Source organism: Peptoniphilus sp. DNF00840 (assembly GCF_001553125.1).
In the GTDB taxonomy this organism is placed as follows: domain Bacteria; phylum Bacillota; class Clostridia; order Tissierellales; family Peptoniphilaceae; genus Peptoniphilus_A; species Peptoniphilus_A vaginalis.
On record NZ_KQ960215.1, the window covers coordinates 1 to 23,354 of the forward strand.

The window sequence follows — 23,354 nt, forward strand, 5'->3', positions numbered from 1 at the left end:
CAGGAATTATTCCTGGGTTTGTCTACAATCTGAGCAGCCTTTCTCTGGCTGCTTTAATTCTTCTTAAATTTTATTTTTCTAAACTTTATTTTTCCTTCAATATCTCTAGGGCCTTTTGAAGTTGTGTATCTGTTTTGAGATAGTCTACTCCAATTCCCTTAACATTTTCTGGAAGGTTTACTTCTACGTCGGGTTTTATTCCTAATTTATTAATTGAGTCGCCACTTGGTGTGAAGTATTCTGAGGTTGTAAGTTTTAATCCATCTCCTTCTGGCAAGGCAATTACATTTTGTACTACTCCCTTGCCATAGGTTTTCTTACCAACAATTTTTGCCCTATGAAGGTCGCTTATTGCTCCTGCCAAAATTTCTGATGCTGAAGCTGACCCTTCGTTAACAAGGACTACCATCTTGATGTCGTTGTACTTGTCGTCAGTTTTGTAGTCTTCTATGACTTCTCCCTTGTTGTTCTTCAAGGTTACGAAGTTTGTCTTTGGAAGAATTGCATCTCCAATTTCATAGGCTGAGTCCACAACTCCACCAGGGTTTCCCCTCATGTCTAGGACTATTCCCTTGACGCCTTCATCAGTGAGTTCTCTTAAAACTTTTTTGAAGTCCTTACCTGTCTCTTCGTCAAACATTGTTATACCAATGTAGCCATAGTCTCCAATTTTATTTTTTAATACAGAGTCGATTTTTATCTCTTCTCTTTTGATCTCAACTTCTTCTGTCTTTAGATTTTTCTTCTTTAAAATTAAAATCTTTACACTTGTACCTACCTCACCACGCATCTCCTTTGATGCCTGATCAATTTTGTCTGCAGAGAAGTCCTTGCCATTGATTTTTAAAATCTTGTCGCCAGACTCTATGCCAGCCCTATCAGCTGGTGAACCCTTTATAGGAGAAACTACTGTTACAGTTCCATCTTCTGCAGGAGAAATTATAACTCCTATGCCTTGGAACTTGCCTGTGGTTTGCTCTGACAATTTTTTCATCTCATCTTTTGTGAGATATTGTGAATAAGGATCTTCAAGTCCTGCGACTAGCCCCTTTAAAATTCCAGTCTCAAGATTTTCTTCTTTTATGTCCTTATTGTAGAGGTAGTTTTCCTTTAAATACTTTTCAAGTAAGACTACCTTTCCAAAGTTTTCATTTGTAGCTAAAATACTTTTTACTGTGAATATTCTCGTAACAACAGCAGTTGTTAAAATTAAGATAACAACTGCTGCTACTTTTAAAAATTTATTTTTTTTCATTATACATATCCCAATGGATTTACTGGTGATCCATTAACCCTAACCTCAAAGTGAAGATGTGGTCCTGTTGATAAACCTGTTGTACCAATAAAGGCCACAACATCTCCTGCTGATACAGAATCTCCTACTGACTTGTTAAGTGCAGAACAGTGAGCGTAAACTGTTACTGTGTCACCATGGTCTATCATTATTACATTTCCATAGCCACTCATAAGTCTTGATAAAATTACTGTACCTGACTTAGCTGCAACTATTGGCGTTCCACTTGGTGCCGGTATGTCTATACCTGAGTGGAATTTAGAATAGCCTAGAATTGGATGCTTTCTGTAACCAAAAGGTGAAGATATTGAGTAATGACCTGGCACTGGCCAAGTGTATGCTTGTCCATCTCTTGGTCTTGATGCAACACTTATGTTGCTGTTAACCCTATTTGTCCTATTAGATGAAGCCCTTTGAGCCCTTGCCTTTGCCTCATTTTCCCTTTTCTTTTGAACTTCAATTTCCTTTTGAAGTTTTAAAATTTCTAAATCTAGATTTTGCCAATCTGATTGAGCCTTTTCATATTCTAGCTTATAGGCATCTATATTTTTTTCAAGAACCTTCATATACTCATTCTTTGCATTAACTGCATCTTGATATCCTTGTCTTTCAGATTCAACAGCAGCCTTGCTAACAGAAAGTTTTTCTCTATCTACTTTTAATCTTTCTTCAGTGTTTTTTATAGTGTCGATTTGAGTCTTTATAAACTCAATAAGTTCTCTGTCAGCTCTTGCTATAGAAGAAATAATTTCGTTATTCCTAAGTAACTCTTCGATGTCTTTAGAGTTTAACAAAACTTCAATATAAGTTATATTACCTCTCTTATACATTTCCCTTAATCTTGATCTTAGGGATTTCGTATTTGCTTCAAGATTTGCCTGAGCCTCTTGCATTTTTTTTTGATTTTCAGCTATATCTTGGTTGAGTTTATTAATTTCTTTTTCAAGTGATTGAATCTTGTTAGACTTCTCTAGAATCTTGGCATCTAAAGTTTCAATTTCATCAGAAATGGAGTCCTTTTCTGTTTCTGTGTTAGAAATATTAGTCTTTTGCTCCTTCATTTTTGAATTGATTTTTCTTTTTTGTTCAATTTTTTTATTTTTTTCAATAGTTAGAGTCTTAGAGCTCTTGGCAAAACTTGCACTTGGTGTAGCCATTATGGCAGCCAGGCAAATTGCAAGAATCTTTTTCTTACTATACATTCTTTCACCTACACATCTAAATACTTTTTAGTAGAGAATAAGGATCCAAAAAATCCAATTCCAACACCTATGCATAAAAATACAATATATAAGTCCATCCTAACAGATGCAGCTCTTATCATATCTACACCTGTAATATCATGGAGTTGTGGGTTTAACCTGTCAAAAATTATTCCATAAAGTCTCAGTGTCAAGAAACCTGATATGGCTGAACCGAGAATTCCAAAAATAATTCCATTTATTAAGAAGGGTCCCCTTATATAAGTATTAGTTGCCCCAACATACTTCATTATGTTTATTTCCTTTTCCTTGTTTGAAATAGCAATCTTAATTGTGTTGTGAATAATTAAAACAGAAATCAAAACTAGGATTAGAACAATTGCTGCTCCCACATACTTAACTCCATTTTGGATTTTCATCATTTGAGTTACAAAGTCATAGTAATAGTTGTGGTCTTCAACAATTGGAAGGTCCTTATACTTGTCTTCAATTTCCTTTCCATAGGAAAGCTCCTTCATCTCAACAGTTATAGAAGCTGGTAGAGGGTTCCCACCAGGAATGTTATCTAGGATTGAAGAGTCTTCTCCAAAACCTTCTTTGAATTCCTCTAGGGCTTCTTCCTTAGAAACATAGGCAACCTTTTTTACCTTTTTATTTTCATCGAGCTTGTCAATAAAAGCATTTACATCCTTAGGCTTTGCATCGTCCTTTAAGAAAAATACAACCTTGTCTAACTTTTCTCCAGTTTGAAATACCAGTCCATTTAAATTCAAAATCATAAGCATAACTACACCAAAAAGTGTAAGCATGGCTGTAATGGAAATTACAGAAGTAAAGGACATAGTTTTATTTCTCCACAAACTTGAGAAGGCTTCTCTAACAAGATTAGAGAACTGTCTTATTACCTTCATAGTAACCTCCTTCCCTTATATCAGAAACAATAGCACCATGGTCTAGGGTCACTACCCTTTTATTAAACTTGTCTACAATATTAACTGCGTGAGTAGCCATTATAATAGTTTTCCCTGCATCATTAATATTTTTTAAGGCAGTCATAATATCCCAAGCAGTTGACTCATCAAGATTACCTGTTGGCTCATCACAAACTAAATAGCGAGCATCATTTACAATTGCTCTTGCAATGGCAACCCTTTGTGACTCTCCACCAGATAGCTCAGAAGGATAATTTTTTACCTTGTCACTTAAGTTAACAAGGTCAAGAGCGTACTCAACTTTTTTATTTATTTCTTTTTTTGACTCTCCAAGAATTTCTAGGGCAAAGGCCACATTCTCAAAAACAGTTTTCTTTTCTAAAAGTCTAAAGTCTTGGAAGACAACAGAAATATTTCTCCTAAGTTTAGGAATCATATATTTTGAAATTTTAGTTATTTCATCATCGCCAATAAAAATTTTTCCACGATTAGCTTTTTCTTCTCTTATAAGAAGTTTTATCATAGTAGACTTCCCTGCACCTGATGGCCCAACTAAGAAAACAAAATCGCCACGTGGCACTTCAATATTTACATTTGATAGTGCAGCGACACCATTGTTGTATTCCTTATAAATATTTTCAAATTTTATCATAAAAACACCTTTCTATAATCTTAATCAATTATATTACAAAGTGGTTACAGATGTACAGTGAATTTATTAATTTCCCCAACAAAGCCTTGAAATAATAATATTTTTAAAGTCTTTAAAAATTTTTTTGAAATTTTTTAAAAAAATATTTTACATTTTATTATCCATCGTGTATAATTTTGAAGTAAAAAAGTAGTTTATTTAAATGTAGGAGGAATTATGCAAAGATACATTGGTACAGTAGTACGTGGAATCCGTACACCTATTGTAAAAAGTGGAGACAATCTAGTCGATATTGTCGTTGATTCCCTAGGAAAGGCTCTTGAATCAGAAAATATTTCTGTGAGGGACAAGGATATTGTTGCAGTAACAGAATCTTTAGTTGCAAGAGCACAAAACAACTATGTTACTATTGATGACATAGCAGAAGACATTAACAAAAAGTTCGACAAGGAAATTGGAATAGTATTCCCAATTCTTAGCCGTAACAGATTTTCAACAATCCTAAGGGGTATTGCAAAATCAGGAAAGAAAATACATTTTCTTTTCTCCTACCCATCTGATGAAGTTGGAAATTCACTAATGGATCCAAGCCTTCTTTATGAAGCAAAGATCAATCCATTCACAGATGTCTTAGAAGAAAAAGATTACAGAAGAATCTTTGGTGAAGAAGTTAAACACGAATTTACAGGTATTGATTATGTAACTCTTTACAAGGAAATTTGTGGTGGCAACTGCGACATTCACTTCTCAAATGATCCTAAGACTATTCTAAATTACACAGATGAAGTTCTTATTGGATCAACTCACACAAGATTTTCAATAAAGAGACTTTTAAAAGACGAAGGAGCAAAAGTTGTTCTTGGTCTCGACGATATATTAAATGAATCCATTAATGGAAGTGGCTACAATCAAGAATTTGGTCTACTTGGATCAAACTTTGCATCTGACACAAGATTAAAGCTATTCCCAAGAAATGGAGAAGCTTTTGTAAAAGAAGTTCAAAAGAAACTAATTGAAAAATACAATAAGCAAGTAGAAGTTATGATTTATGGCGACGGTGCCTTCAAGGATCCAGTTGGAAAAATTTGGGAACTTGCAGACCCAGTTGTATCACCTGCCCACACTGATGAACTTGCTGGTCAACCAAGCGAACTTAAAATCAAATACATTGCAGACACTGACTTAAAGGATATGGACACTGAACACGCAACTGCTGCAATGAAAGAAAAAATTTCTCACAAGCAAAAAGACCTTGTTGGAAAAGACGAAACACTAGGAACTACTCCTAGAAGAATCACTGACTTACTTGGAAGTCTTTGTGACCTTACAAGTGGATCAGGTGACAAGGGTACTCCAGTCATCTTTATCCAAGGTTACTTCGATAACTATGCAAGTGAATAATTTATAAAATTTTTGCCACCCTTAGGGGTGGCTTTTTTATTACAATTTTTTAATTTTTAATTCACTTCTTACACACTTCTATATAATAAAAAATCTTAAGTTTGCTTTGGCAACTTCTACTTGCCTCTTATTTATTAAAGCAAACTTTTATACTCTCGATCCAAATAAAAAATTCAAAAATATACTCTGTCATTTCTTTTCTAAAACTTTCTAATTTTATACAAGTTAATAAAAGCTCACTAACTTATAAAAACTTATGGGCTCACAAGTTTTTATGACTTAATAAAAAAATATAAACTCATTAAAATTTATGACTTCATAGGGTCTTATGAGTTAGTAAAAATAAATTATAAGCTTCGTAAGGATTAGCTAGGATAAAATAAATTTCTGTAATAAAAAAAACAGGTGCCTTAACACCTGCCACAAATCTAAATATATAAAAGATTTTATGATATCATTTTTGCATCTTTATAAGCAACTTCTTCATCTAAAACTGTGACTTGAACTGTCGATGTCAATACGTCTGAATAAGTGTAGCTTGCAGTTACTAATTCTTCTCCATTAAAAACCTCAAGTACAAAAAGACTTGGGTAAGTTGCCTTTAGGATTCCCTTCCTTGTTACGATTTTTTTTCTGCCCTTGTTGGCTCTCACAATAACTTTCTTTCCTATGTGGTTCTCAAGTTCTCTCTTGATAATTTGCATTTGATTCATTCGACACCCATTCCTTCCAGAGCTTTAATATTAATTAATTATACATTAAAAAGCTATGTCTGTCAAATAAATCTATAATTTTACTCCATAGAAAAAATTTTGTCAATAAAATTTCTCTATTATTTTTAATTTTTCTTCAAAATATTTTTTATAAAATTTTTAAAAAAAGACAAGAATTTTTATTGACTAATTTTTGAAAGAAAAATTTTTTATTTTCTCTTCAAATGTCTTACAAACTTGTATTTTCTTAAATAAAGGTGGATTTTTCCAAGCAACTATTGTATAATTATGTATTGTTATTGAGTGGATTGGAGGTATTGATGCAAGAAAAGAAAAAAGTCATTCTTGGAATGAGTGGCGGTGTGGATTCATCTGTTTCTGCAATTCTCTTAAAAGAGGCTGGCTATGATGTTACAGCTGTCTTTATGAGGAACTGGGCAGAAGATGATGGCATGTGCACTGCTCGAGAAGATTATATAGATGTTGTCTCTGTATGCTCTCAGCTTGGCATTAAATATTTTACTGTCAACTTTGAAAAAGAATATAGAGATAGGGTTTTTTCTTATTTTCTAAGTGAATATAAAAAAGGCAGAACTCCAAATCCAGATGTTATGTGCAATACTGAAATTAAATTCAAGGCCTTCCTTGACTACGCAATGGATTTTGATGCTGATTATATTGCTATGGGTCACTATGCCAGGACTAAAAAAGTCGATGGCAAGACTTACCTCTTAAAGGGTTTAGATAATAATAAGGACCAGTCCTACTTTTTATCAAGAGTTAAGTCGGAAGCACTTGAAAAAACTCTCTTCCCTGTTGGTGATTTAACTAAGGATGAAGTAAGGCGCATCGCAGAAAAATATGAACTCTCAACTGCTTCTAAGAAGGATTCTACTGGAATCTGTTTCATTGGCGAAAGAGATTTCAATGAGTTTTTAGATCAATTCCTATTTACTAAGCCTGGTAAAATTGTGGACGAAAAGGGCAAGGTATTGGGAGAGCATTCTGGTCTTATGCACTACACCATTGGTCAAAGGCGTGGGATTGGTATTGGTGGCATTGGAAGTGGAGAACCCTTCTTTGTTGCTGATAAGGATTTAAAAAACAATCTTTTAATTGTGGCTCAAGGGATTAACAACCCCGTTCTTTATAGGGATGAGTTTGAAGTTGAAGATATTTTCTGGATTACAGAAAATCCTTCTCTTCCAGTGGATTTATCTGTTAAAATAAGATACAGGGCCAGTGATCAGGCTGCCACATTGGAAAAACAAAATGATAAATATGTTGTTAAACTGAAAAAACCACTTAAGGGTGTCACACCTGGTCAAGTGTGTGTTTTTTATCAAGGCGATGTTTGTCTTGGTTCAGGTATTATAAAATAATTTTTGGAGGTATATATGAAATTAGTTTTAAACAAAAGAGATGCTAAGGGTAAAAACAAGGTTGATAAACTAAGAGCTAATGGTGAAGTCCCAGGAGTTCTTTACTCAAAGGGTAAGGAAGCAAGAATGGTAAGTGGCCTTGAAAAAGATCTTTTAAAGGCTTATGAACAAGAAGGTTATTCAAACATTTTTGATATCGAAATTGATGGCGAAAATACTTCTGTTCTTTTCAAAGAAGTTCAAATGCACCACATTAAAAATGCTATGGTTCACTTTGACCTATATGAAATCGACATGAACACAGAAATTTCTGTTGAAGTACCTATCGTTCTTGAAGGTAGAGATGAAGTTAAGGTTCAACCATCTTCATTAATTCAAGTACTAAACGAAGTTACTGTTACTTGTCTTCCAAAGTATCTTCCATCAGAAGCTATTGTAAATGTTGTTGAAATGCAAATTGGTGAAACTAAAACTATTGCTGACCTTGACATTTTCGGCAACGAAAACATCAAGATTGAACACCTTGAAGCTGATGAAGCTGTTGCTACTCTTGTTGAACCAACAGAAGAAAAAGAATCAGCTGAAGGCGCAGAAGAAGCTTCTGCAGAAGTTCCTACTGTTTCTGAAACTGAAGGAAAAGAAGAATAATAATTATTTAATAAATTTAAATATTATAAAAGGGCTCATGGAGCCCTTCTTTTTTTGCCCAAATTCATTGAGCTTTTTGTTTTTAAGTTTTCAATCGCAGAAATATCTTATAGCTTATAAAAATTTCAAAACTTGGCTTGGCTCATCTATTATATTGTCTGTGTACTTGGCGAGCATTTCCCTTGACCCAGTACCACAAAGGACCCCAACCTTTAGGGTGTCTTCACCAAATACCATATCAACCCTTGAGTCCCCAACAATTATTATTTCCTTGTCTTCTAGCGAATACTTCTTTTTAAAAACTTCAAGACTCTCCTTGTTGGGCTTCTTCTTATAAATATCTGCAGCTGCATAGAAATCTATAAAGGCGTCAAGACCCAAGTATTCCATAGAATATTTGACCTGCCTATAATTATCTGATGTAAAAATCCCTATGAGGATCCCCCTCTCTCTTAAAGATTCAAAAAGGCTCCTTAGGTCACAGGTTTCCCTTATGAATTTATTATTTGCCTTTAGATAATTCAAGAGGTGGTTGTCTAGATCTTTATAGATTTCATCTAGGTCTTCATCAAGATACTTGGAAAAAATTATCGCCAGGTCCATAGCAGTTTCTGAAGATAAAATTGAATTTTCTTCTACTCCGCCATCTTCCCTTATGCCAATTTCTTTGAAAAGTTTTCTCTTCTTCTTGTCATCTAAAATTTTATTTTCTAAAAATCCTACAATGGAATCAACCCAGCCTTCAGTAAACTGGAGTAGGGTTCCATCCTTGTCAAATAGTATTGCCCTTATCATCTTTATTCCTTTCCAAATGTTATAAGTAAATTATAGCTTAAATTTCTCCAAAAGAAAAAGCCCTGAAGCTCAGGGCAAAATTTTATTTATTTTCAAACCATTCTTTCATAGTTCTCATTACTTTTCTTAGTTCCTCTTCCCTAATTACATAGGGAACCATTGAGTAAATGTATTTTACAAAGGGCCTTGCAAAGACTCCTCTTTCATAGGCGAACTCTTGGAAGCCTTCTATGTCCTTGCCATCCTTTACTTCAATGCAGACGCAAGCTCCCATGATCCTAACTTCTTCAATCTTGTCATGAGTGAAGCCTTCCATTTCTTCTCTTTCAACTTCTTCAATCCTCTTTACCTTGCTCATAAAGTCTTCTTCTTGGAAGATTTCAAGACACTTTGATGCCACTGTGCAGGCTAGGGGATTTCCCATAAAGGTTGGTCCATGCATTAGGGCATGTCTTGGGTCATCATCGTAAAAGGCATCGAAGACCTTCTTGCTTGCAACTGTAGCTGCATGACCCAGGTAACCACCTGTAAGGGCCTTTCCCAAGCATATTATGTCTGGTAGGACTAAGTCTGCCACAAACCTGTTGCCAGTCCTTCCAAAGCCTGTTGCGACTTCGTCAAAGATAAGTAGGACATTATGCTTATCGCAAAGTTCCCTTGCTCTTTCTAAGAAAGAAAGGTCATACATCCTCATTCCGCCAGCCCCTTGTAAAAGTGGTTCAACTATAAAGGAGTTTAACTTGTCCCCATATTTTTCAAAGGCATCTTCAAGGGCATCAATTTCTGTTGGAATATTTACCACATACTTGCTCTTGCCATAGGCTTCTAGGACAAAATGGTAGTCTTCATCGTCGCCAACTTCCATAGTCTTGAAGGTATCTCCATGGTAGGCATGAGTCAAGGCAAGTATCATGGTCCTGCCACTTTCTCCCTTGTTCATATAGTATTGAAGAGCCATCTTTAGGGCAACTTCCACTGCCACAGATCCTGAATCAGAGAAGAAGGGATAGTCCAAGTCCCCTGGCAAGAAGTCCTTTAATTGGTTGGAGAGTCTTTCTACTGGCTCGTGTGTTAATCCTCCCAACATTACATGAGAAAACTTCTTCACTTGCCCTATAAGGGCTTCATTTATCTTTTCATTTTTGTAGCCATAGATTGTAGACCACCAAGATGAAACTGAGTCAATCATTTTCTTGTCCTCAGTATAAAGGTAAACCCCCTTAGCATCTACAATCTTATAGGGTGGCTTCATAGTCTTTAACTGTTCGTATGGATACCAAATCATTTTATATAGTAGCTCCTATTCATAAATCTCTCTTAGTTTATCAATATCTATATCCAAGTCCTTGTCGCCCTTCTTTACACAGGCTAGAACTTTGAGGCCTGACATGTGCTCGCACATTTTTATGTTGTCCTCTTGCAGCACATCTCCAGGGATAAAGTTGTTAAAAATTATTCCCTTGACCTTCATTCCCTTTTCCTTCATATAAAAGGCTGTCAAGACAAGATTGTTTATAGTTCCAAGACCTGCATCGGCAACAATAATAGAAGAAAGCTTTGCCTTCTTTACAAAGTCCTCTAAATAAATTTCTTCATCATCAAACCTTAATGGGCAAAGAATCCCGCCAGACCCTTCAAGAGTAATGTAGTCGTACTTTTTCTCTAAGCCCCTAAATTTTTCCACTACCTTGTCAAGGTCTACTGGATTGCCCTCGATTTGTGCTGCCAAGTGAGGAGAGTAGGCCTTCTCATAAACATAGGGACACATTTCTTCAAGAGGCTGGTCAATAGATCCAAAGTCTTTTACAAACTTTGCATCGCCTGGTATGAGCTTGCCCTCTTGGTCTCTTTCGTTGCCACTCATAGCAGCCTTATAGTAGGCAGATTTTTCTCCTGCCTCGTGAAGCTTCTTAACAAGAAGTCCTGCCACATAGGTCTTTCCTATTTCAGTTCCCGTTCCTGTTACAAAAATATTCTTACTCATTTCTTCTCCTTTAATTATAAGACTTATTTATAATTGGAATTAATCTCTTGCCAAGGAAGGCTCCTAAGAAGCACAAAACAATGTCTCCTGGGATTGCAAGTAAGAAGCAATAAATTATAATTGCCTTAACTCCAATTGGTGATGCAAGATAAAAATTGCTAATTAGATAGTAATAAATCATGCCAAAGCTATAAACTATGGCAAGACCAGCAAAATTTGCCTTAAGAAGTCTCTTCATATCAGGTTTCTTATCCTTGTTTGCAATCTTTCCTGTGACATAAGCACCAACTGCAAAGCCTATTATGTAACCAAAGCTTGGCTTAAATATATAGGCAAGGCCGCCGCCCTCAGTAAATACTGGTAGACCCATAAGGCCTAAGACTATGTAAACAACAACTGCTGTGGCACCAAGTTCTGGTCCCAACAAAAGCCCTGCCAACATTGTAAATAAAAGTTGTAGGGTAAAGGGCAAAACTGGTATGGGCACCTTAATAAAAGTTCCCACAATAATAAGTGCAACAAAAAGTGAACACATCACTAGGTCTCTCGCTTTTAAATTTTTCACATTAACCTCCAAAAATTTTATTAGTAAATAAATTACTTTAAATAAGTTAACATTTTACTTTTTATTTGTCAACTATATATTTTTTATAGTTAACCTTATCTTTGTGACCTTATATTCCCTCCTTTGCCCTATAATTCAAGAAAAAAGCTAAAAATTTTATTTGCTATTAATTTAAATTTTTATAAAAAAATCCCATTTCATTTTTATGAAACAGGATTTCAAATTCTTAATTAATAAAATTTTTTATTTCTTTAACTATTTACTTCTCTCACTTAAAAATTTTTCGTTAGCTTCCAAAAGTTTTTTGTAATAAGCATCATAGGAAGGTGAAATCTTCCTAATTAAAGGGATGACCAAGTCATAATAATTATTATCCACCATATAAGCTCGAAGCTTGTCAGCAATTTTTTTGACTTGGCTAGACTTGTAGTCCTCACTCTCCTTAAAAGCTTCATAGGCTTGGACCTTTTCTTTGTTGGCCTCCATCCAGTCATCGTAATTATATACAGCTTGGATTTTTTCTTGGTTGACTACTTCTAAAGTTTCTAAGTCAAAGTCACTAGTTAGCTTTTCAATATATGCCTTCTCATCTTCTGTAAAGTTAATTTCTCCTAGAGAGTCCAAAATTTTTACGAGTTCATGAAAGGCAGGTTCTTGATCTTTGCCTAGCTTGCCACCTAAGAAGGGTTTGTAGGACATAAAGAAGATGTGACCAAAGTATCCAGGAAAAATTCTTTCCAACCTTTCATAAAGGCTATCTTCCCTTTCTAAATTTTCAAGTTCTTTAGAAATCTCTTCAAAGTCCTGAGATTTAATTAATTTTTCCAATAAGTTATTCTTAGTCTCTTCAAGTTCAAGTTTATATTGACGGTCTCTTAAAATACTTCCAAGTCCTTTTTCCTTAGAAGAAAAAATATTTTTTATATCAGAAATACTAAGACCTAACTTCCTGTAAATGGAAATTTGCAAAAGCCTATCTGCATCATCTTGGGAGTAAGTCCTGTAATTATTTTCTCCCTTGTGGGGTCTTATGAGTCCCTTGTCCTCGTAATATAAAATCGCCTTTCTTGTGAGCCCAGTAATTTTTTCTACTTCATTTCTTTTCATAGTCCACCTCCAAGTATAGGATAAGCCTGTCCCTTGTGACCAAGTCAAGAGCTTTTAAAATTTAATATAAAAAAAGATACCCCTTAAGGGTATCTCCTAAAATAAATTTTAAATTATCTTCTTCCAAGTTCTGCATCGAAGATATAAAGTCCAGACCAGCTTTCGTTAATTCTTTCAAGTCTTTCGATAAGTCCTCTGAAGTGATCTTCTTCTTCAACTTGTTCGTCAACATACCATTGTAGAAGTGAAGTAACTCTGTGGTCATTTTCCTTTACTGAAAGATCGTAAAGATTGTTAATTCTCTTTGTAACTTCTTTTTCGTGTTCTAATGCAGTCTTGAATGTTTCTGTAAATGTACCAAATTCAGTTTCTGGTTTATTAATGCCTTCAAGATCAGGTCTTACATCAATTGCAAATAAAAATTGTCTTAATTTTTCAGCGTGTTCAAGTTCTTCTTCAGCTTGTTTGTCAAAGAAGTGAGCGAAACCGTCCATGCCCTTATCTTTAACATAGTTTGCCATAGAATAATAAATATATCCTGATTCTACTTCAAAATTGTATTGGTCAATTAGTCCTTTTATTAATTTGCTTTCCATAATCAAAAACCTCCCAGTTTTTTATTTTCTTTATAAGCTTATTGCTTTTAAATTTATGTTACCCCACAAATATATTTCTAAACAATTTATTTTAAAATTCCTAGATTATCTATAGAAACTTTTATATTATCCTTGAATTTAAACTCAATCTTGTTTATCTCATCTAAATTCAAATTGTTGTTTTTGTTTTTAAAGTCTCCTAGTGGAATTATAAGGGTTTGAGGTACAAACCTCTTATAGTAATCATCTTCAAGATAATCAGCTTTATAGAGGTAGGATTTTGTCATTGGTATAAGCTTTTTATAATCACTAAGACTTAGGGTCGAAGTATTCCCCCAAGTGTCTTGGATTTCTAAGTCAATATCTCCTCCAATATCTTCGAAGTTTAAATTTTCCATATCAAATTGTAAAAATCTGCCACTTGGAATTTTTTCTGTGAACCTTAAAGCGTAATTTGAGTTTTTATTGGAATCAATAAAAACCCCTGTCGTCTTTGAATTTTCTTCTCCATATTCGTGACTGTCTTCATAAATTTTTGCCAAGTTAGAAAAGTTTATGATTCCACCAGAGAAAGATGTTGTAGTGATGTCGTAGTCCTCTTCAAAGTCTGCTAACTTTATGAAATCCGAATCCATATATCGAGTGTAGTAATTTGTCGCTGGAAGGTCCCTATAATTATAAGGTCCTTCCTTAAAGATTTCTCTGTTGTAGGTTTTGCCAAAGGCATTTTCCAAGAAGTTTAGGGTGTAAGCTGAAAGAATTTCTCTTTGCTTCTCACCATCTAATAGCTCCTTTCTGTTTAAGAAAAATCCTTCGCCTGGGTCAGAGTCAAAGTCTCCCCAAAGTTTATTGAAGTTGCCATGGTTGGCATAGCCAACATAAAGTCCTGCCTTGAACTTGTCCTTTTCACCAGAAAAAACTACATTGTCATAGAGGAGCATGCCTTCGAAACCATCTACGTCAGCATCATCTGTTCCACCAATGGTAAAATAATTTACATCTTTTAAAATTAAATCCTTTCCACTTGGTTGATATTGGTTGTAGGTTGGTGCAACTGTAATTATCCCCTTGATGTCAAAGTCATACTTGTGAGTTAGCTTGCCATTGTCTGGGTGTAGTTTGAGTTCGTTAAAGTTGTAAGCAATTGCTACTGCCTCGCCACCTCTTGAGTGACCCATTAGGGCAATATTGTCCTTGTCAAACCTATTGTAAAGGACGCTGTCCTTGACCCTATTCCTCTTAAAAATATTTTCCATATTTTCAAGTAGGAGGACTGCCCTTGCATCATTTTCATTTCCAAGTCCAAAGCTCATAAATCCATTTAACATATTCATGTCCACAGAGACCATGGCTATCCCCCTCTTGGCTAGGTAATGACCTAAGTAGTCATAGCCAAGATAGTTTTTTGTTGTGAGTCTGTGGTTGCCATGTACAACAAATAAAACTGGAGCCTTCTTTAAGTCCTTTGGTGCATAAATCCTTCCCTTGACTTCTGTCTTGTTAAGCCCCTTGCCAAAGAACTTGTCCCTGATCTTTTTTGTATTACCCGAATAGGATACAAAGTCCCTTAGGTCTACTGGCTGGGCCTCATAATCAATGACTTCAACCTTATATCTTTCACTTTTGCCTGCAATCTTATTTTTTTCTCCATCAAACTTATAAATTTCTCCAGAATCAAAACCTGGAAAGGCCATAAAATAAATTGCAGCGCCCAAAATTATTCCACTTGGTAGTAAAAATAAAAGTGCCAACTTTTTCTTGTTCCTTGTAAAGGAAATTAAAGACTTTGAGAAAGTCACAAGAACAATAAAGGCTAGGACAATAAAAATTATTTCAAAATAATCTATGTCCACATAGTAAAGACACTCGTCATAAAAATACTTCAAGCCCCAAAGGAGTATGGTGTAGATGGCAAGGTTCTTAGCCCTCACCCTCTTTATAAGTAAGAAGCCAATTTTTAAAAGTTTCCAAACAATAAAATAGGCAAAATAAAATAGGACTGATAGACCTAAGAATGCCAAGCTCTTTGGAATATTAAAATCGGATATATAGTAATAAAAAAAGGTGGCAGAAAACAAAGATATTATTGCCACCATTATAAGGGCAAAGCCATTGGCTCTGCCAAAATGTCTCTTAAAAAAATCATTTATTTTATTGGATAATTTAACTAAAAAATTATTTATTCTCATATCAAAGGGGATAAGACCTCATCCTATCCCTAATCCCTCTCTAATTCTACTAATTCTTTTTCATCGTACTTTTCAACATTAAGTGATCTTGATTCATCTATAAAGGACTTGTTAAACTCGCGTGTCCTCTTGACTTCAGAAAGTTCCATATAGACAGTTTCCTTCTCATCATCAACTTCATACATAACCTTTACAAGTTCTTGTATTGTGTAAGTTGATACAACTGTACCCATTCCTCTTTCCGTCTTTACAATTTCTCCAAGTCTTGGCATCCTCTTGTTAATACACTCGTAGCCATCTTGTTCATATTTAAGGCAGCACATAAGCCTGCCACAAATTCCAGAAATTTTTGTTGGGTTGAGACTTAAGTTTTGGTCCTTTGCCATCTTAATTGAAACTGGCGAGAACTCACTTAAGAAAGTTGAACAGCAAGTTGGTCTGCCACAACATCCAAGTCCCCCAACAAATTTGGCTTCATCACGGACTCCAATTTGTCTAAGTTCTATTCTAGTCTTAAAGATTGCCGCAAGGTCCCTTACAAGGCCCCTAAAGTCAACCCTTCCGTCAGCTGTGAAGTAAAACAATAATTTCGACCTATCAAAGGTGTATTCGCAAGAAATTAACTTCATGTCAAGCCCATGCTCCTCCACCTTTTGGTCGCATATTATTATTGCTTCCTTGGCCTTATTTCTATTTTCCACATTGATATTCTTGTCTTCATCACTTGCAAGGCGAAGCACAGGTTTAAGCTCTCCCTTTATGCTTTCCTCTTCCACTTCTTTTAAAAGTTCAACTGCTCCAAACTCAAGGCCCCTCACAGTTTCAACAATTACATAATCTCCAATTTTTAAATCTATATCAATGGGATCGAAGTAATAGATTTTTCCGGTTCTCTTGAACCTTACTCCAGCTATTTCTATCATCTAACTCCCCCTAAATCTATTAAAAGCTTCTCTATATTTAAATCGAAATTCACATTTTTTTCCTTGCGTCCCAAGGCATTTATAAGGGCATCATAAGAATGGATTGCCCTATCAATTGAAAGGTCTTGGAGCTTCAAGAGGTCTAACTTGTCTATATTTACCACTAAGTCTTCTCTGCCAGTTTTCATATAAACTAAGTCCAGATACCAAATTATCATAAAGTTTAAAATGTCATTGAAGTCATCCTTCTTGTCCTTAAAAAACTTCATTTCATCAAAGACAAATTCTGTCTTTCTAATTATCCTATCAGTCATATTTATTATATCTTCTCTCTTTGAGAGAAGTTCAGGATTTTCAGAATATTTTATGGCAAGACTCACGTCTCCGTTGGAAAGCCTAGAAAAGAGTTTGGCATTCTTAGGAGAAAGCCCCCTTGAAAGCAAAAATTTTTCGAGCCTATCTTGTGTCAGGTCTTTAAATTTTAAAATCCTACATCTTGAAATAATTGTTGGAAGAATATTTCTCATATTGCTTGATATTAAAATCAAAATCAAGTAGTCCATGGGTTCTTCCAAAGTTTTTAAAATGGCATTCTGCCCCTCAGCTGTAACCTTATCAAAGTCATCAATAATGACAATCTTATGGCTTCCAGAAAAGGGTTTTGAAAATGAGTTTTCGATTATTTCTTCTATATCTTGTTTTTTTATTGCGTCTTTTTTTTGCACCACAAAGAGGTCTGCATCTTCAAAGTCATCAATCCCACTAAAAAATCTTATCCCTTCAGGGGCATCCCTTAGTATTGCCCTGGCAAAATTTTTGGCATGAGAAAATTTACCTATGCCCTTGCTGCCAGAAAAGAGATAGGCATGGCTATAGGACTTGTTGATGAGGTCTCCCTCTAGGCTATTTATTACTGATTTATTTTCTAAAAACATTAAATTCTCTTTGATTCTTCCAAATCAACTACAAAAATTGTAGCACCAGAAACCTTGAAGTCCCCTTCTTCCATGTGGACATCTTCAGCTTCTGTTTCTTCTTTAAAGATTTCATATATCTTGTCGATTTCACTTTCCTTGCAACCTAATAGAAGGGTTGTGTTACCAGCTTTAAAAAATCCCCCAGTTGAAGAAAGTCTTGTTACATAAATATCTTCATCTAAAAATCTATCTATAAGTGCATCAGTGTATTTTTCTTGCACTATTGCAATCATCATTTTCATATTATCACCTAAAACCTTTTGAAATCCACTACATCAGTTACAAAAATTGTCGCTCCCCCAACCTTAACTGTGATTGGCACTGGGATCATAGCTTGACCAGGAATGTTTACTGGTTGGATAGTCCTCTTTACTTCTCTTGTCTTAGAGTTTTCTTCAAGGATGCCCATAAACTTGTCAAGCTCTTCATCTTCTATACCTGAAAGGATAGTGACATTTCCAGCCTTTAAAAATCCACCAGTGGAACTAATTTTAGTAACCTTAAAATTATTTTCATTGAGGCTTCTTATTAGATTTTCGCTGTCCTCATCTTGGACAATTGCGATTACAAGTTTCACAAAATCTTCCTTTCTTTAAGAATCTTCATACACTCACCGAAGACTTCTTCGATAGTCTGATTTACGTCTATAAAATAATAATTTTCTTCTTTTTCTAAATTATTGTAGTAGTCCCTTACCTTCTTGTGGAAGTCATCTCCCTCACATTCTAACCTGTCGTAGCACGCTTGGTCCTTCCTTGTCAAAGTAGAATTGTTAGTCCTAAATATAAAGACAATGTCTGGCTTTTTGCCACCAGTTGCAAAGTCATTTATTGCCTTAATGTCTTCTAACTTTTGTCCTCTTGCATGCCCTTGGTAGGCAAGAGATGATAGAACATATCTTTCACAAAGGACAGTAACCCCTTCTTCTAGGGCAGGAATAATTTTTTCATAAGTATGTTGGGCTCTTGAAGCAGAATAAAGTAGGGCTTCTGTCCTCATGTCCATTTCCTTTAAGTCCTTATCCAAGATTATGTCCCTAATTTTTTCTGAAATCCTAGTTCCACCTGGCTCCCTGGTCCTTATAGTTTTTATATTATTTTTTATAAGTTCATCATACACTAGGTTGCAAATTGTAGACTTGCCAGATCCGTCTGGACCCTCAAATGTTATAAAAGCGCTCATTTAACTACCTCAATCTCGTCTTCTAAAAGTCCAATGACTTCTATTCCTTCTTCTAATAATTTATCTATTTTATTAACTATTTCTTCACTTATTACTTCCCCAAAGGACACCAAGGGTACTCCTGGTGGGTAGGCCCCAATAATTTCTTTGGAGATCCTGCCTTTTGCATCCTTATATGAAATTCTCTCTCCAGGGCTTAAGAAGGCTTCTCTTGGCAAGAGCTTCTTCTCTGGTATAGGAAATTCTTGTGGGATAATTTTTTTGTATGCCCCAGATTCATAGGATAAAATTGCTTCTTTAAGGCTCTCTATCTCCTTACTTGTATTAATTGGAGAAATAATTCCAAGGGCATAATAAAGGTCTCCCATCTCAAGCCTTATGTCCTTATTTAAAATAAAGTCCTCGACAACTTTTTCTCCTGTCATACCAGGTATCCTAAATAAAAACTTCATTGGGTCCTTGGCAATAATAGACTCATGACTTAGGTCTAGGTCATACCCTATTGCTTCTTTAAGACTTTCTATTTCTTTACATCTCTTTACTAATTCACTTCTTCCCTCCCTATCCATATAGTCTATGCCTGCTTCAATTGAAAGCATGACCAAGTAGGATGGTGAAGTAGTGTTATATATATTTACATACTTCAAGAGGTCCTTGTGAGTGAACCTGTCTGTCCCCCTATGGATAAGGGCAGCTTGGGTAAGAGATGGAATCATCTTGTGGGTTGAATTTATTACAAGGTCTGCACCTGCATCAAGGGCAGAAAATTTTTTTAAGTCTGAAAAATAAAGGTGGGCACCGTGGGCCTCATCAACAATTACTGTAATATTCTTCTCGTGCAAAATTTCAATTATCTCCCTTAATCTCAAAATTCCACCAAAATAGTTGGGAGAAACCAAGACGCAGGCGGCAATATTGTTAGTCTCTATTTTTTCTCTAAGTTCATCTAAGTCAATGCCAAAATACATGGCACGATTTTTGTCATAAATTGTATTTAAATAAATTGGGTCTAAGTCATTAAGTAGAAGACCATTGTAAATAGACTTGTGGGTGTTTCTTTGGATCAAAACCTCATCCCCTGGTCTAGTTGCCATTGCCATTGCAATATGAAGAGCTCCCGTTGACCCATTACTTGTAATAAAAGATTCCTTTGAGCCAAAGACCTTACTAATTTCTTTGTGGAGGTCTTCAATGACTCCCGATGGATTGAGCAGGTTGTCTGTTCCATAAATTTCTGTTAAGTCTCTTTTTATATCCAAGTCAAAAAATTCTTTTCCCTTGTGACCTGGCATCCCAAAGGATATTTTATTTTTTACTTCATCTATCTTATTACTTAAAGGTCTCTTCATCTCGTCTCCTAACTTCTCTTAATTATACTATAAGTCTAAAGACTTTAAAAGTTAGGACCTACTTATAAAAGTTTCCCTTTACAGAAACTTCTCCACTAGAAAGGGTGATTTTTTCTTCTCCTGTGTCCACAATTAGATTGCCCTTTTCGTTTATGTCGTAGCCCACAGCAGAATACTTTTTGCCGTTAAGTTCAAAGGTCAAGTCCTTGCCAATGACAAGTGAGTGTGTCTTGTAGTAGTCTATGATTTCTTGGTCGGACTTATTATAATTATTTTCATAAAAGGCATTTAAAATTGCTGAAAGAATTTCATTTCTTATTACATCAGTTCCAATGTAGCCGGCAATATTTTTCAAGTCCTTAAAGCTATCGTCCCTTGGCTCATTTACATTTATTCCAATTCCAACAATAACAGATTTTACACTTCTTGATTCAAAATCTGCGTCAAGCTCTGATAGGATTCCGCAAATCTTTTTGCCATCAATAAATAAATCATTGACCCATTTTATTTCAGCTTGCTTGCCTGTTGATTCTTTAATTCCCTGAGCAACAGAAACTGCAGCCTTTACTGTGATTAAGTCGAAGTAAGAAAAGTCAAAGAAGTCCCTTGGGTGAAGAATTATGCTAAAGTAAACTCCACTTCCCTTAGGGGATGCAAAGGACTTGCCAGTCCTTCCTCTTCCACCCTTTTGCATGTCAGAAACTATTACTGTGAAGTCCTTGACATCTGAGGAGTAAAGTCTTCTCTTGGCTTCTGTGTTTGTAGAGTCTATTTCGTCATATACAATAATGTCAATGTCCTTTAATTCTTTCCTAAGTCCCTTCCTTATTCCTTCATCAGAAAGCTTATCGTCACTTTCTATTAACTTGTAACCCAACTTTGTTTGTGATTCTATTTGAAAGCCCTCTTCCTTTAAATTATTGATGGCCTTCCAAATTGCAGTCCTTGAAATGTTCAATTTTTCTGCCAATTCTTGACCAGAAATATAGGATGCCCTATTTCTTTCTAATTCTCTTAATACTATATCCTTAGTTTTCAATTTATCACCTTATTCTTGACATTATTAACTAACTACTGTACAATAAGTTTCTAGGTCGTGGAGAGATGTCCGAGAGGTTGAAGGAGCCCGCCTGGAAAGCGAGTATACACGAAAGTGTATCGGGGGTTCGAATCCCCCTCTCTCCGCCATCGCCATGCTAAGCGGGAAATTAGCGATGTCCTGTACCTGCGATTCGCTACAGCAGGGCTGAATTCCCATTAGAGGATTTTAATCTTACAGCCTGCCCCTTATAAGTGGTGTTGACGATTGGGTCCTGCGCAACAGAAACTTGTGAACCGTGTCAGATCTTGATCGAAGCAGCACTAAGCAAGATCTTTTGTGTGCCGCAAGGGTCGCCTAATCTGAGCTAACTGTAAGGGTAACGTGTGAGGTTAACTTTCGACTTTGGGTGCATGGCTACATATTTAGTCCCAGTGATGGGACTTTTTTTATTGCCTTTTTTTAAATCTCGATACATTTAAAAGTTCTCTCTCTTTAAGAACTCCCCTCTCCCTTAGATACTTCTCTGCCCTTGAGTAAAAGCCACTCTTGGACCCTGTCACATAAAAATAATCCCTAATATAATTTTCCTTCTTGTAAGTATAATCTTCTAAGATTCCATCAACATTGGAATAAATTTCTATCTCCAAGACCTTCTTTGCAAAATAATTTATGAAAAAGTCCTTCTTCAAGTGGAGGCCACTTGAGGCAAAAAAAATCATCTTGTATCCTGAAAAATCAAAATCTTTAAAATATTCATCAGAAATCATCTTCATTATGTCATCAGCGACTCCATCATTGGCTCCATTTATCAAAAGTGGGACTTCAATATAATCTACTTGCGAATCTGTAAAATTTTTCAAAGTCTCTTCCTGGCAAGTTAGCTTTGATCCAAGGCAGAGAATTTTTTTATCCTTTAAATTTTTCTTTAAAGCTTCCTCTCCATAAAAGGCTCTTGGAGAATTTTTAAAGTAGTTGATGGCATCAAAGTCCATGACTATTATTTTTTTTGACTTTTTAAAGGACTTTTCTAAAAATTTTATCCTCTCATTAACTGCTTCTCGCTCATATAGCCCATAGTATTCAAACTTATCATCAACATAATAATTTAAGTAGTCCCTGTGAACTTCATAAAGTCCAACTATGCCTGGACCTGTATCAAAAACTGCCAAATTCCTCACCCACTTTCAGCTTAAAGGTCTTGTCATAAGTTTTTTTGAAATGTCCGTAAGCATCTTCTAAGTCATTTTTATTTTCAAAAATTCCAAAAATTGTTGCTCCACTTCCACTCATAAGAGAGGCAGAATTAAATTCTCTCATCTTCTTTTTTATCTCTAGAAGGTCCCTGTGTTTTCCAAAAACCACATCTTCCATCTTGTTTTCTAAAAATTTATTTAATCTTTCTATGTCTAAATCATAAAGAGCCTTTAGTACATCATCAAAGTCTATTCTCTTTTCATCTATCTTAATACTTTCATAGACTTCCTTAGTGGAAACTCCGTAGCCAGGATTGACTATCAAGACATTGTCAAGCTCAATAGCCTTCACTTCTTCTAAAACTTCTCCAATCCCAGAAGCAAGCTTAGTCCCACCCGTCATCATATATGTAAAGTCTGCTCCAAGTTTTGAACCTAGCTTGATTAATTCTTTTTTTGAAATTTTTAAATCGTACAAATCATTTAAGGCGTAAAAAGTCCCAGCTCCGTTAGAAGTTCCCCCAGCAAGTCCTCCTGCCATAGGAATATTTTTTTCAATTTCAACTTTAAAGGGAAGGTCCTTACCTACATAGTCTCTTAATGCAAGGTAGGCCTTGTAAATAAAATTTTCCTTCATATCAAAATCAAAGTCGCCAAGGATTTCAAGCTTGTCACTCTTGGAAAATTTCATTTCGTCATAAAGGTCTGTCATCACCATTAAAGTTTTGATGTCGTGGTAGCCATTCTCCCTCTTACCTGTTACATCAAGAGACAAATTTAACTTAGCATGGGCTTTCTTCGTAATCATAAAACACCTCTAAATAATTATAATTCATTGAAGATATTTTTTCATCTACTTAGGAGTTAATTATGGGGTCATAGAAGATAAATTATTAGTTTTTAATAAAAATTTTTTAAAATCTAACGCTTTAAGGTTTCTTTATAAAGATTTTATCTTTAAAATGATTTTGTAAAGCCAAGCTTTACTATTTATCTATTGGAGGGGACTTAGGGCGTTTCGATTCGCCCTTGTCCCCTCCAAACCTCCCCTTACCACCCCCCAACGACCTGGCAGGGGCCTTTGCCAGCAACCCCGAGCGGCAGCCAGCCTAAAATTCAAAACTCGTTAAGCTTACACTTTTCAAATTAAAAACTTACCAATCAAATGACCTCACATATTAATTACTTATGCACTCAATCGCTTAACTCAAACAGTTGAATTTTTTAA

General features: G+C 35.3%; 24 protein-coding genes, 1 tRNA gene and 1 other RNA gene. 5 read left to right on the plus strand and 21 right to left on the minus strand.

The window, feature by feature from the left end; all coding sequences use genetic code 11:
• Positions 1–85 precede the first annotated feature (85 nt).
• The 4 genes from HMPREF1864_RS05035 to ftsE are packed head-to-tail and all read right to left on the minus strand — an operon-like array spanning position 86 to position 4,080.
• A complete protein-coding gene (locus tag HMPREF1864_RS05035; RefSeq protein WP_062571749.1) occupies positions 86–1,255 on the minus strand; it encodes a S41 family peptidase in 1,170 nt (389 codons plus the stop codon).
• Positions 1,255–2,496: a murein hydrolase activator EnvC family protein gene (locus HMPREF1864_RS05040; RefSeq protein WP_062571750.1), complete on the minus strand. Its 1,242-nt coding sequence runs from the start codon at positions 2,494–2,496 to the stop codon at positions 1,255–1,257. Before HMPREF1864_RS05040 ends, HMPREF1864_RS05035 begins: the two co-directional genes overlap by 1 nt.
• Positions 2,497–2,504: 8 nt before the next feature.
• A complete protein-coding gene (gene ftsX / locus HMPREF1864_RS05045) occupies positions 2,505–3,407 on the minus strand; it encodes a permease-like cell division protein FtsX (RefSeq protein WP_062571751.1) in 903 nt (300 codons plus the stop codon).
• Positions 3,382–4,080 (minus strand): cell division ATP-binding protein FtsE, encoded by a 699-nt coding sequence (gene ftsE / locus HMPREF1864_RS05050; RefSeq protein ID WP_062571752.1) that lies wholly within the window; start codon positions 4,078–4,080, stop codon positions 3,382–3,384. The genes ftsX and ftsE overlap by 26 nt, the downstream gene beginning before the upstream one ends.
• A gap of 216 nt (positions 4,081–4,296) precedes the next feature.
• On the opposite strand from ftsE, the gene HMPREF1864_RS05055 reads away from it, so the two are divergent.
• The gene (locus tag HMPREF1864_RS05055; protein WP_062571753.1) at positions 4,297–5,481 is read left to right on the plus strand and encodes a coenzyme F420-0:L-glutamate ligase; all 1,185 of its coding nucleotides are present in this window, start codon (positions 4,297–4,299) and stop codon (positions 5,479–5,481) included.
• A 446-nt stretch (positions 5,482–5,927) separates the two neighbouring features.
• On the opposite strand, the gene HMPREF1864_RS05060 is transcribed toward HMPREF1864_RS05055, so the two are convergent.
• Positions 5,928–6,194 (minus strand): Veg family protein, encoded by a 267-nt coding sequence (locus tag HMPREF1864_RS05060; protein ID WP_062571754.1) that lies wholly within the window; start codon positions 6,192–6,194, stop codon positions 5,928–5,930.
• A 320-nt stretch (positions 6,195–6,514) separates the two neighbouring features.
• On the opposite strand from HMPREF1864_RS05060, the gene mnmA reads away from it, so the two are divergent.
• Both mnmA and HMPREF1864_RS05070 read left to right on the plus strand, forming a co-directional pair.
• On the plus strand, positions 6,515–7,576 hold the full coding sequence (mnmA, locus tag HMPREF1864_RS05065) for a tRNA 2-thiouridine(34) synthase MnmA (protein ID WP_062571755.1): 1,062 nt from the start codon (positions 6,515–6,517) through the stop codon (positions 7,574–7,576).
• Between the two features lie 15 nt (positions 7,577–7,591).
• The gene (locus HMPREF1864_RS05070) at positions 7,592–8,224 is read left to right on the plus strand and encodes a 50S ribosomal protein L25 (RefSeq protein WP_062571756.1); all 633 of its coding nucleotides are present in this window, start codon (positions 7,592–7,594) and stop codon (positions 8,222–8,224) included.
• Between the two features lie 114 nt (positions 8,225–8,338).
• Here HMPREF1864_RS05070 and HMPREF1864_RS05075 read toward each other — a convergent pair whose 3' ends face one another.
• The 14 genes from HMPREF1864_RS05075 to HMPREF1864_RS05140 form a co-directional block, all read right to left on the minus strand.
• A complete protein-coding gene (locus tag HMPREF1864_RS05075; RefSeq protein WP_062571757.1) occupies positions 8,339–9,019 on the minus strand; it encodes an HAD family hydrolase in 681 nt (226 codons plus the stop codon).
• 82 nt (positions 9,020–9,101) lie between these two features.
• Positions 9,102–10,304: an adenosylmethionine--8-amino-7-oxononanoate transaminase gene (gene bioA / locus HMPREF1864_RS05080; RefSeq protein WP_062571758.1), complete on the minus strand. Its 1,203-nt coding sequence runs from the start codon at positions 10,302–10,304 to the stop codon at positions 9,102–9,104.
• 15 nt (positions 10,305–10,319) lie between these two features.
• Positions 10,320–11,003 (minus strand): dethiobiotin synthase, encoded by a 684-nt coding sequence (gene bioD, locus HMPREF1864_RS05085; RefSeq protein ID WP_062571759.1) that lies wholly within the window; start codon positions 11,001–11,003, stop codon positions 10,320–10,322.
• 10 nt (positions 11,004–11,013) lie between these two features.
• Positions 11,014–11,568 (minus strand): biotin transporter BioY, encoded by a 555-nt coding sequence (locus HMPREF1864_RS05090; protein WP_062571760.1) that lies wholly within the window; start codon positions 11,566–11,568, stop codon positions 11,014–11,016.
• 255 nt (positions 11,569–11,823) lie between these two features.
• On the minus strand, positions 11,824–12,675 hold the full coding sequence (locus tag HMPREF1864_RS05095) for a MerR family transcriptional regulator (protein WP_062571761.1): 852 nt from the start codon (positions 12,673–12,675) through the stop codon (positions 11,824–11,826).
• 113 nt (positions 12,676–12,788) lie between these two features.
• The gene (locus HMPREF1864_RS05100; RefSeq protein WP_062571762.1) at positions 12,789–13,271 is read right to left on the minus strand and encodes a ferritin; all 483 of its coding nucleotides are present in this window, start codon (positions 13,269–13,271) and stop codon (positions 12,789–12,791) included.
• A gap of 86 nt (positions 13,272–13,357) precedes the next feature.
• The gene (locus HMPREF1864_RS05105; RefSeq protein WP_231723505.1) at positions 13,358–15,349 is read right to left on the minus strand and encodes an alpha/beta hydrolase family protein; all 1,992 of its coding nucleotides are present in this window, start codon (positions 15,347–15,349) and stop codon (positions 13,358–13,360) included.
• 140 nt (positions 15,350–15,489) lie between these two features.
• Positions 15,490–16,383: a PSP1 domain-containing protein gene (locus HMPREF1864_RS05110; protein WP_062571764.1), complete on the minus strand. Its 894-nt coding sequence runs from the start codon at positions 16,381–16,383 to the stop codon at positions 15,490–15,492.
• Positions 16,380–17,318, minus strand: a complete 939-nt coding sequence (locus HMPREF1864_RS05115) for a DNA polymerase III subunit (RefSeq protein ID WP_062571765.1) — start codon at positions 17,316–17,318, stop codon at positions 16,380–16,382. The genes HMPREF1864_RS05110 and HMPREF1864_RS05115 overlap by 4 nt, the downstream gene beginning before the upstream one ends.
• Positions 17,318–17,602, minus strand: coding sequence for a cyclic-di-AMP receptor (locus HMPREF1864_RS05120; protein ID WP_062571766.1), 285 nt, complete (start codon positions 17,600–17,602; stop codon positions 17,318–17,320). Before HMPREF1864_RS05120 ends, HMPREF1864_RS05115 begins: the two co-directional genes overlap by 1 nt.
• Positions 17,603–17,610: 8 nt before the next feature.
• Entirely contained in the window at positions 17,611–17,937 is a 327-nt protein-coding gene (locus tag HMPREF1864_RS05125; RefSeq protein WP_062571767.1) for a cyclic-di-AMP receptor, read from the minus strand.
• Complete coding sequence (gene tmk / locus HMPREF1864_RS05130) at positions 17,934–18,542, minus strand: dTMP kinase (RefSeq protein ID WP_062571768.1); 609 nt, start codon at positions 18,540–18,542, stop codon at positions 17,934–17,936. The genes HMPREF1864_RS05125 and tmk overlap by 4 nt, the downstream gene beginning before the upstream one ends.
• Positions 18,539–19,891 carry an aminotransferase class I/II-fold pyridoxal phosphate-dependent enzyme gene (locus tag HMPREF1864_RS05135; protein ID WP_062571769.1) on the minus strand — a complete coding sequence of 451 codons (1,353 nt, stop codon included), beginning with the start codon at positions 19,889–19,891 and terminating at the stop codon, positions 18,539–18,541. The genes tmk and HMPREF1864_RS05135 overlap by 4 nt, the downstream gene beginning before the upstream one ends.
• Positions 19,892–19,949: 58 nt before the next feature.
• Positions 19,950–20,930 (minus strand): biotin--[acetyl-CoA-carboxylase] ligase, encoded by a 981-nt coding sequence (locus HMPREF1864_RS05140; protein ID WP_062571770.1) that lies wholly within the window; start codon positions 20,928–20,930, stop codon positions 19,950–19,952.
• Between the two features lie 59 nt (positions 20,931–20,989).
• Here HMPREF1864_RS05140 and HMPREF1864_RS05145 point away from each other — a divergent pair.
• Positions 20,990–21,079 (plus strand) — tRNA-Ser (locus HMPREF1864_RS05145).
• Positions 21,080–21,082: 3 nt separating this feature from the next.
• Positions 21,083–21,347, plus strand: an RNA gene (gene ffs / locus HMPREF1864_RS05150) — signal recognition particle sRNA large type.
• 32 nt (positions 21,348–21,379) lie between these two features.
• Here ffs and HMPREF1864_RS05155 read toward each other — a convergent pair.
• A complete protein-coding gene (locus HMPREF1864_RS05155) occupies positions 21,380–22,102 on the minus strand; it encodes a hypothetical protein (protein WP_062571771.1) in 723 nt (240 codons plus the stop codon).
• The gene (ispE, locus tag HMPREF1864_RS05160) at positions 22,089–22,934 is read right to left on the minus strand and encodes a 4-(cytidine 5'-diphospho)-2-C-methyl-D-erythritol kinase (RefSeq protein ID WP_062571772.1); all 846 of its coding nucleotides are present in this window, start codon (positions 22,932–22,934) and stop codon (positions 22,089–22,091) included. Before ispE ends, HMPREF1864_RS05155 begins: the two co-directional genes overlap by 14 nt.
• Between the last annotated feature and the right edge of the window lie 420 nt (positions 22,935–23,354).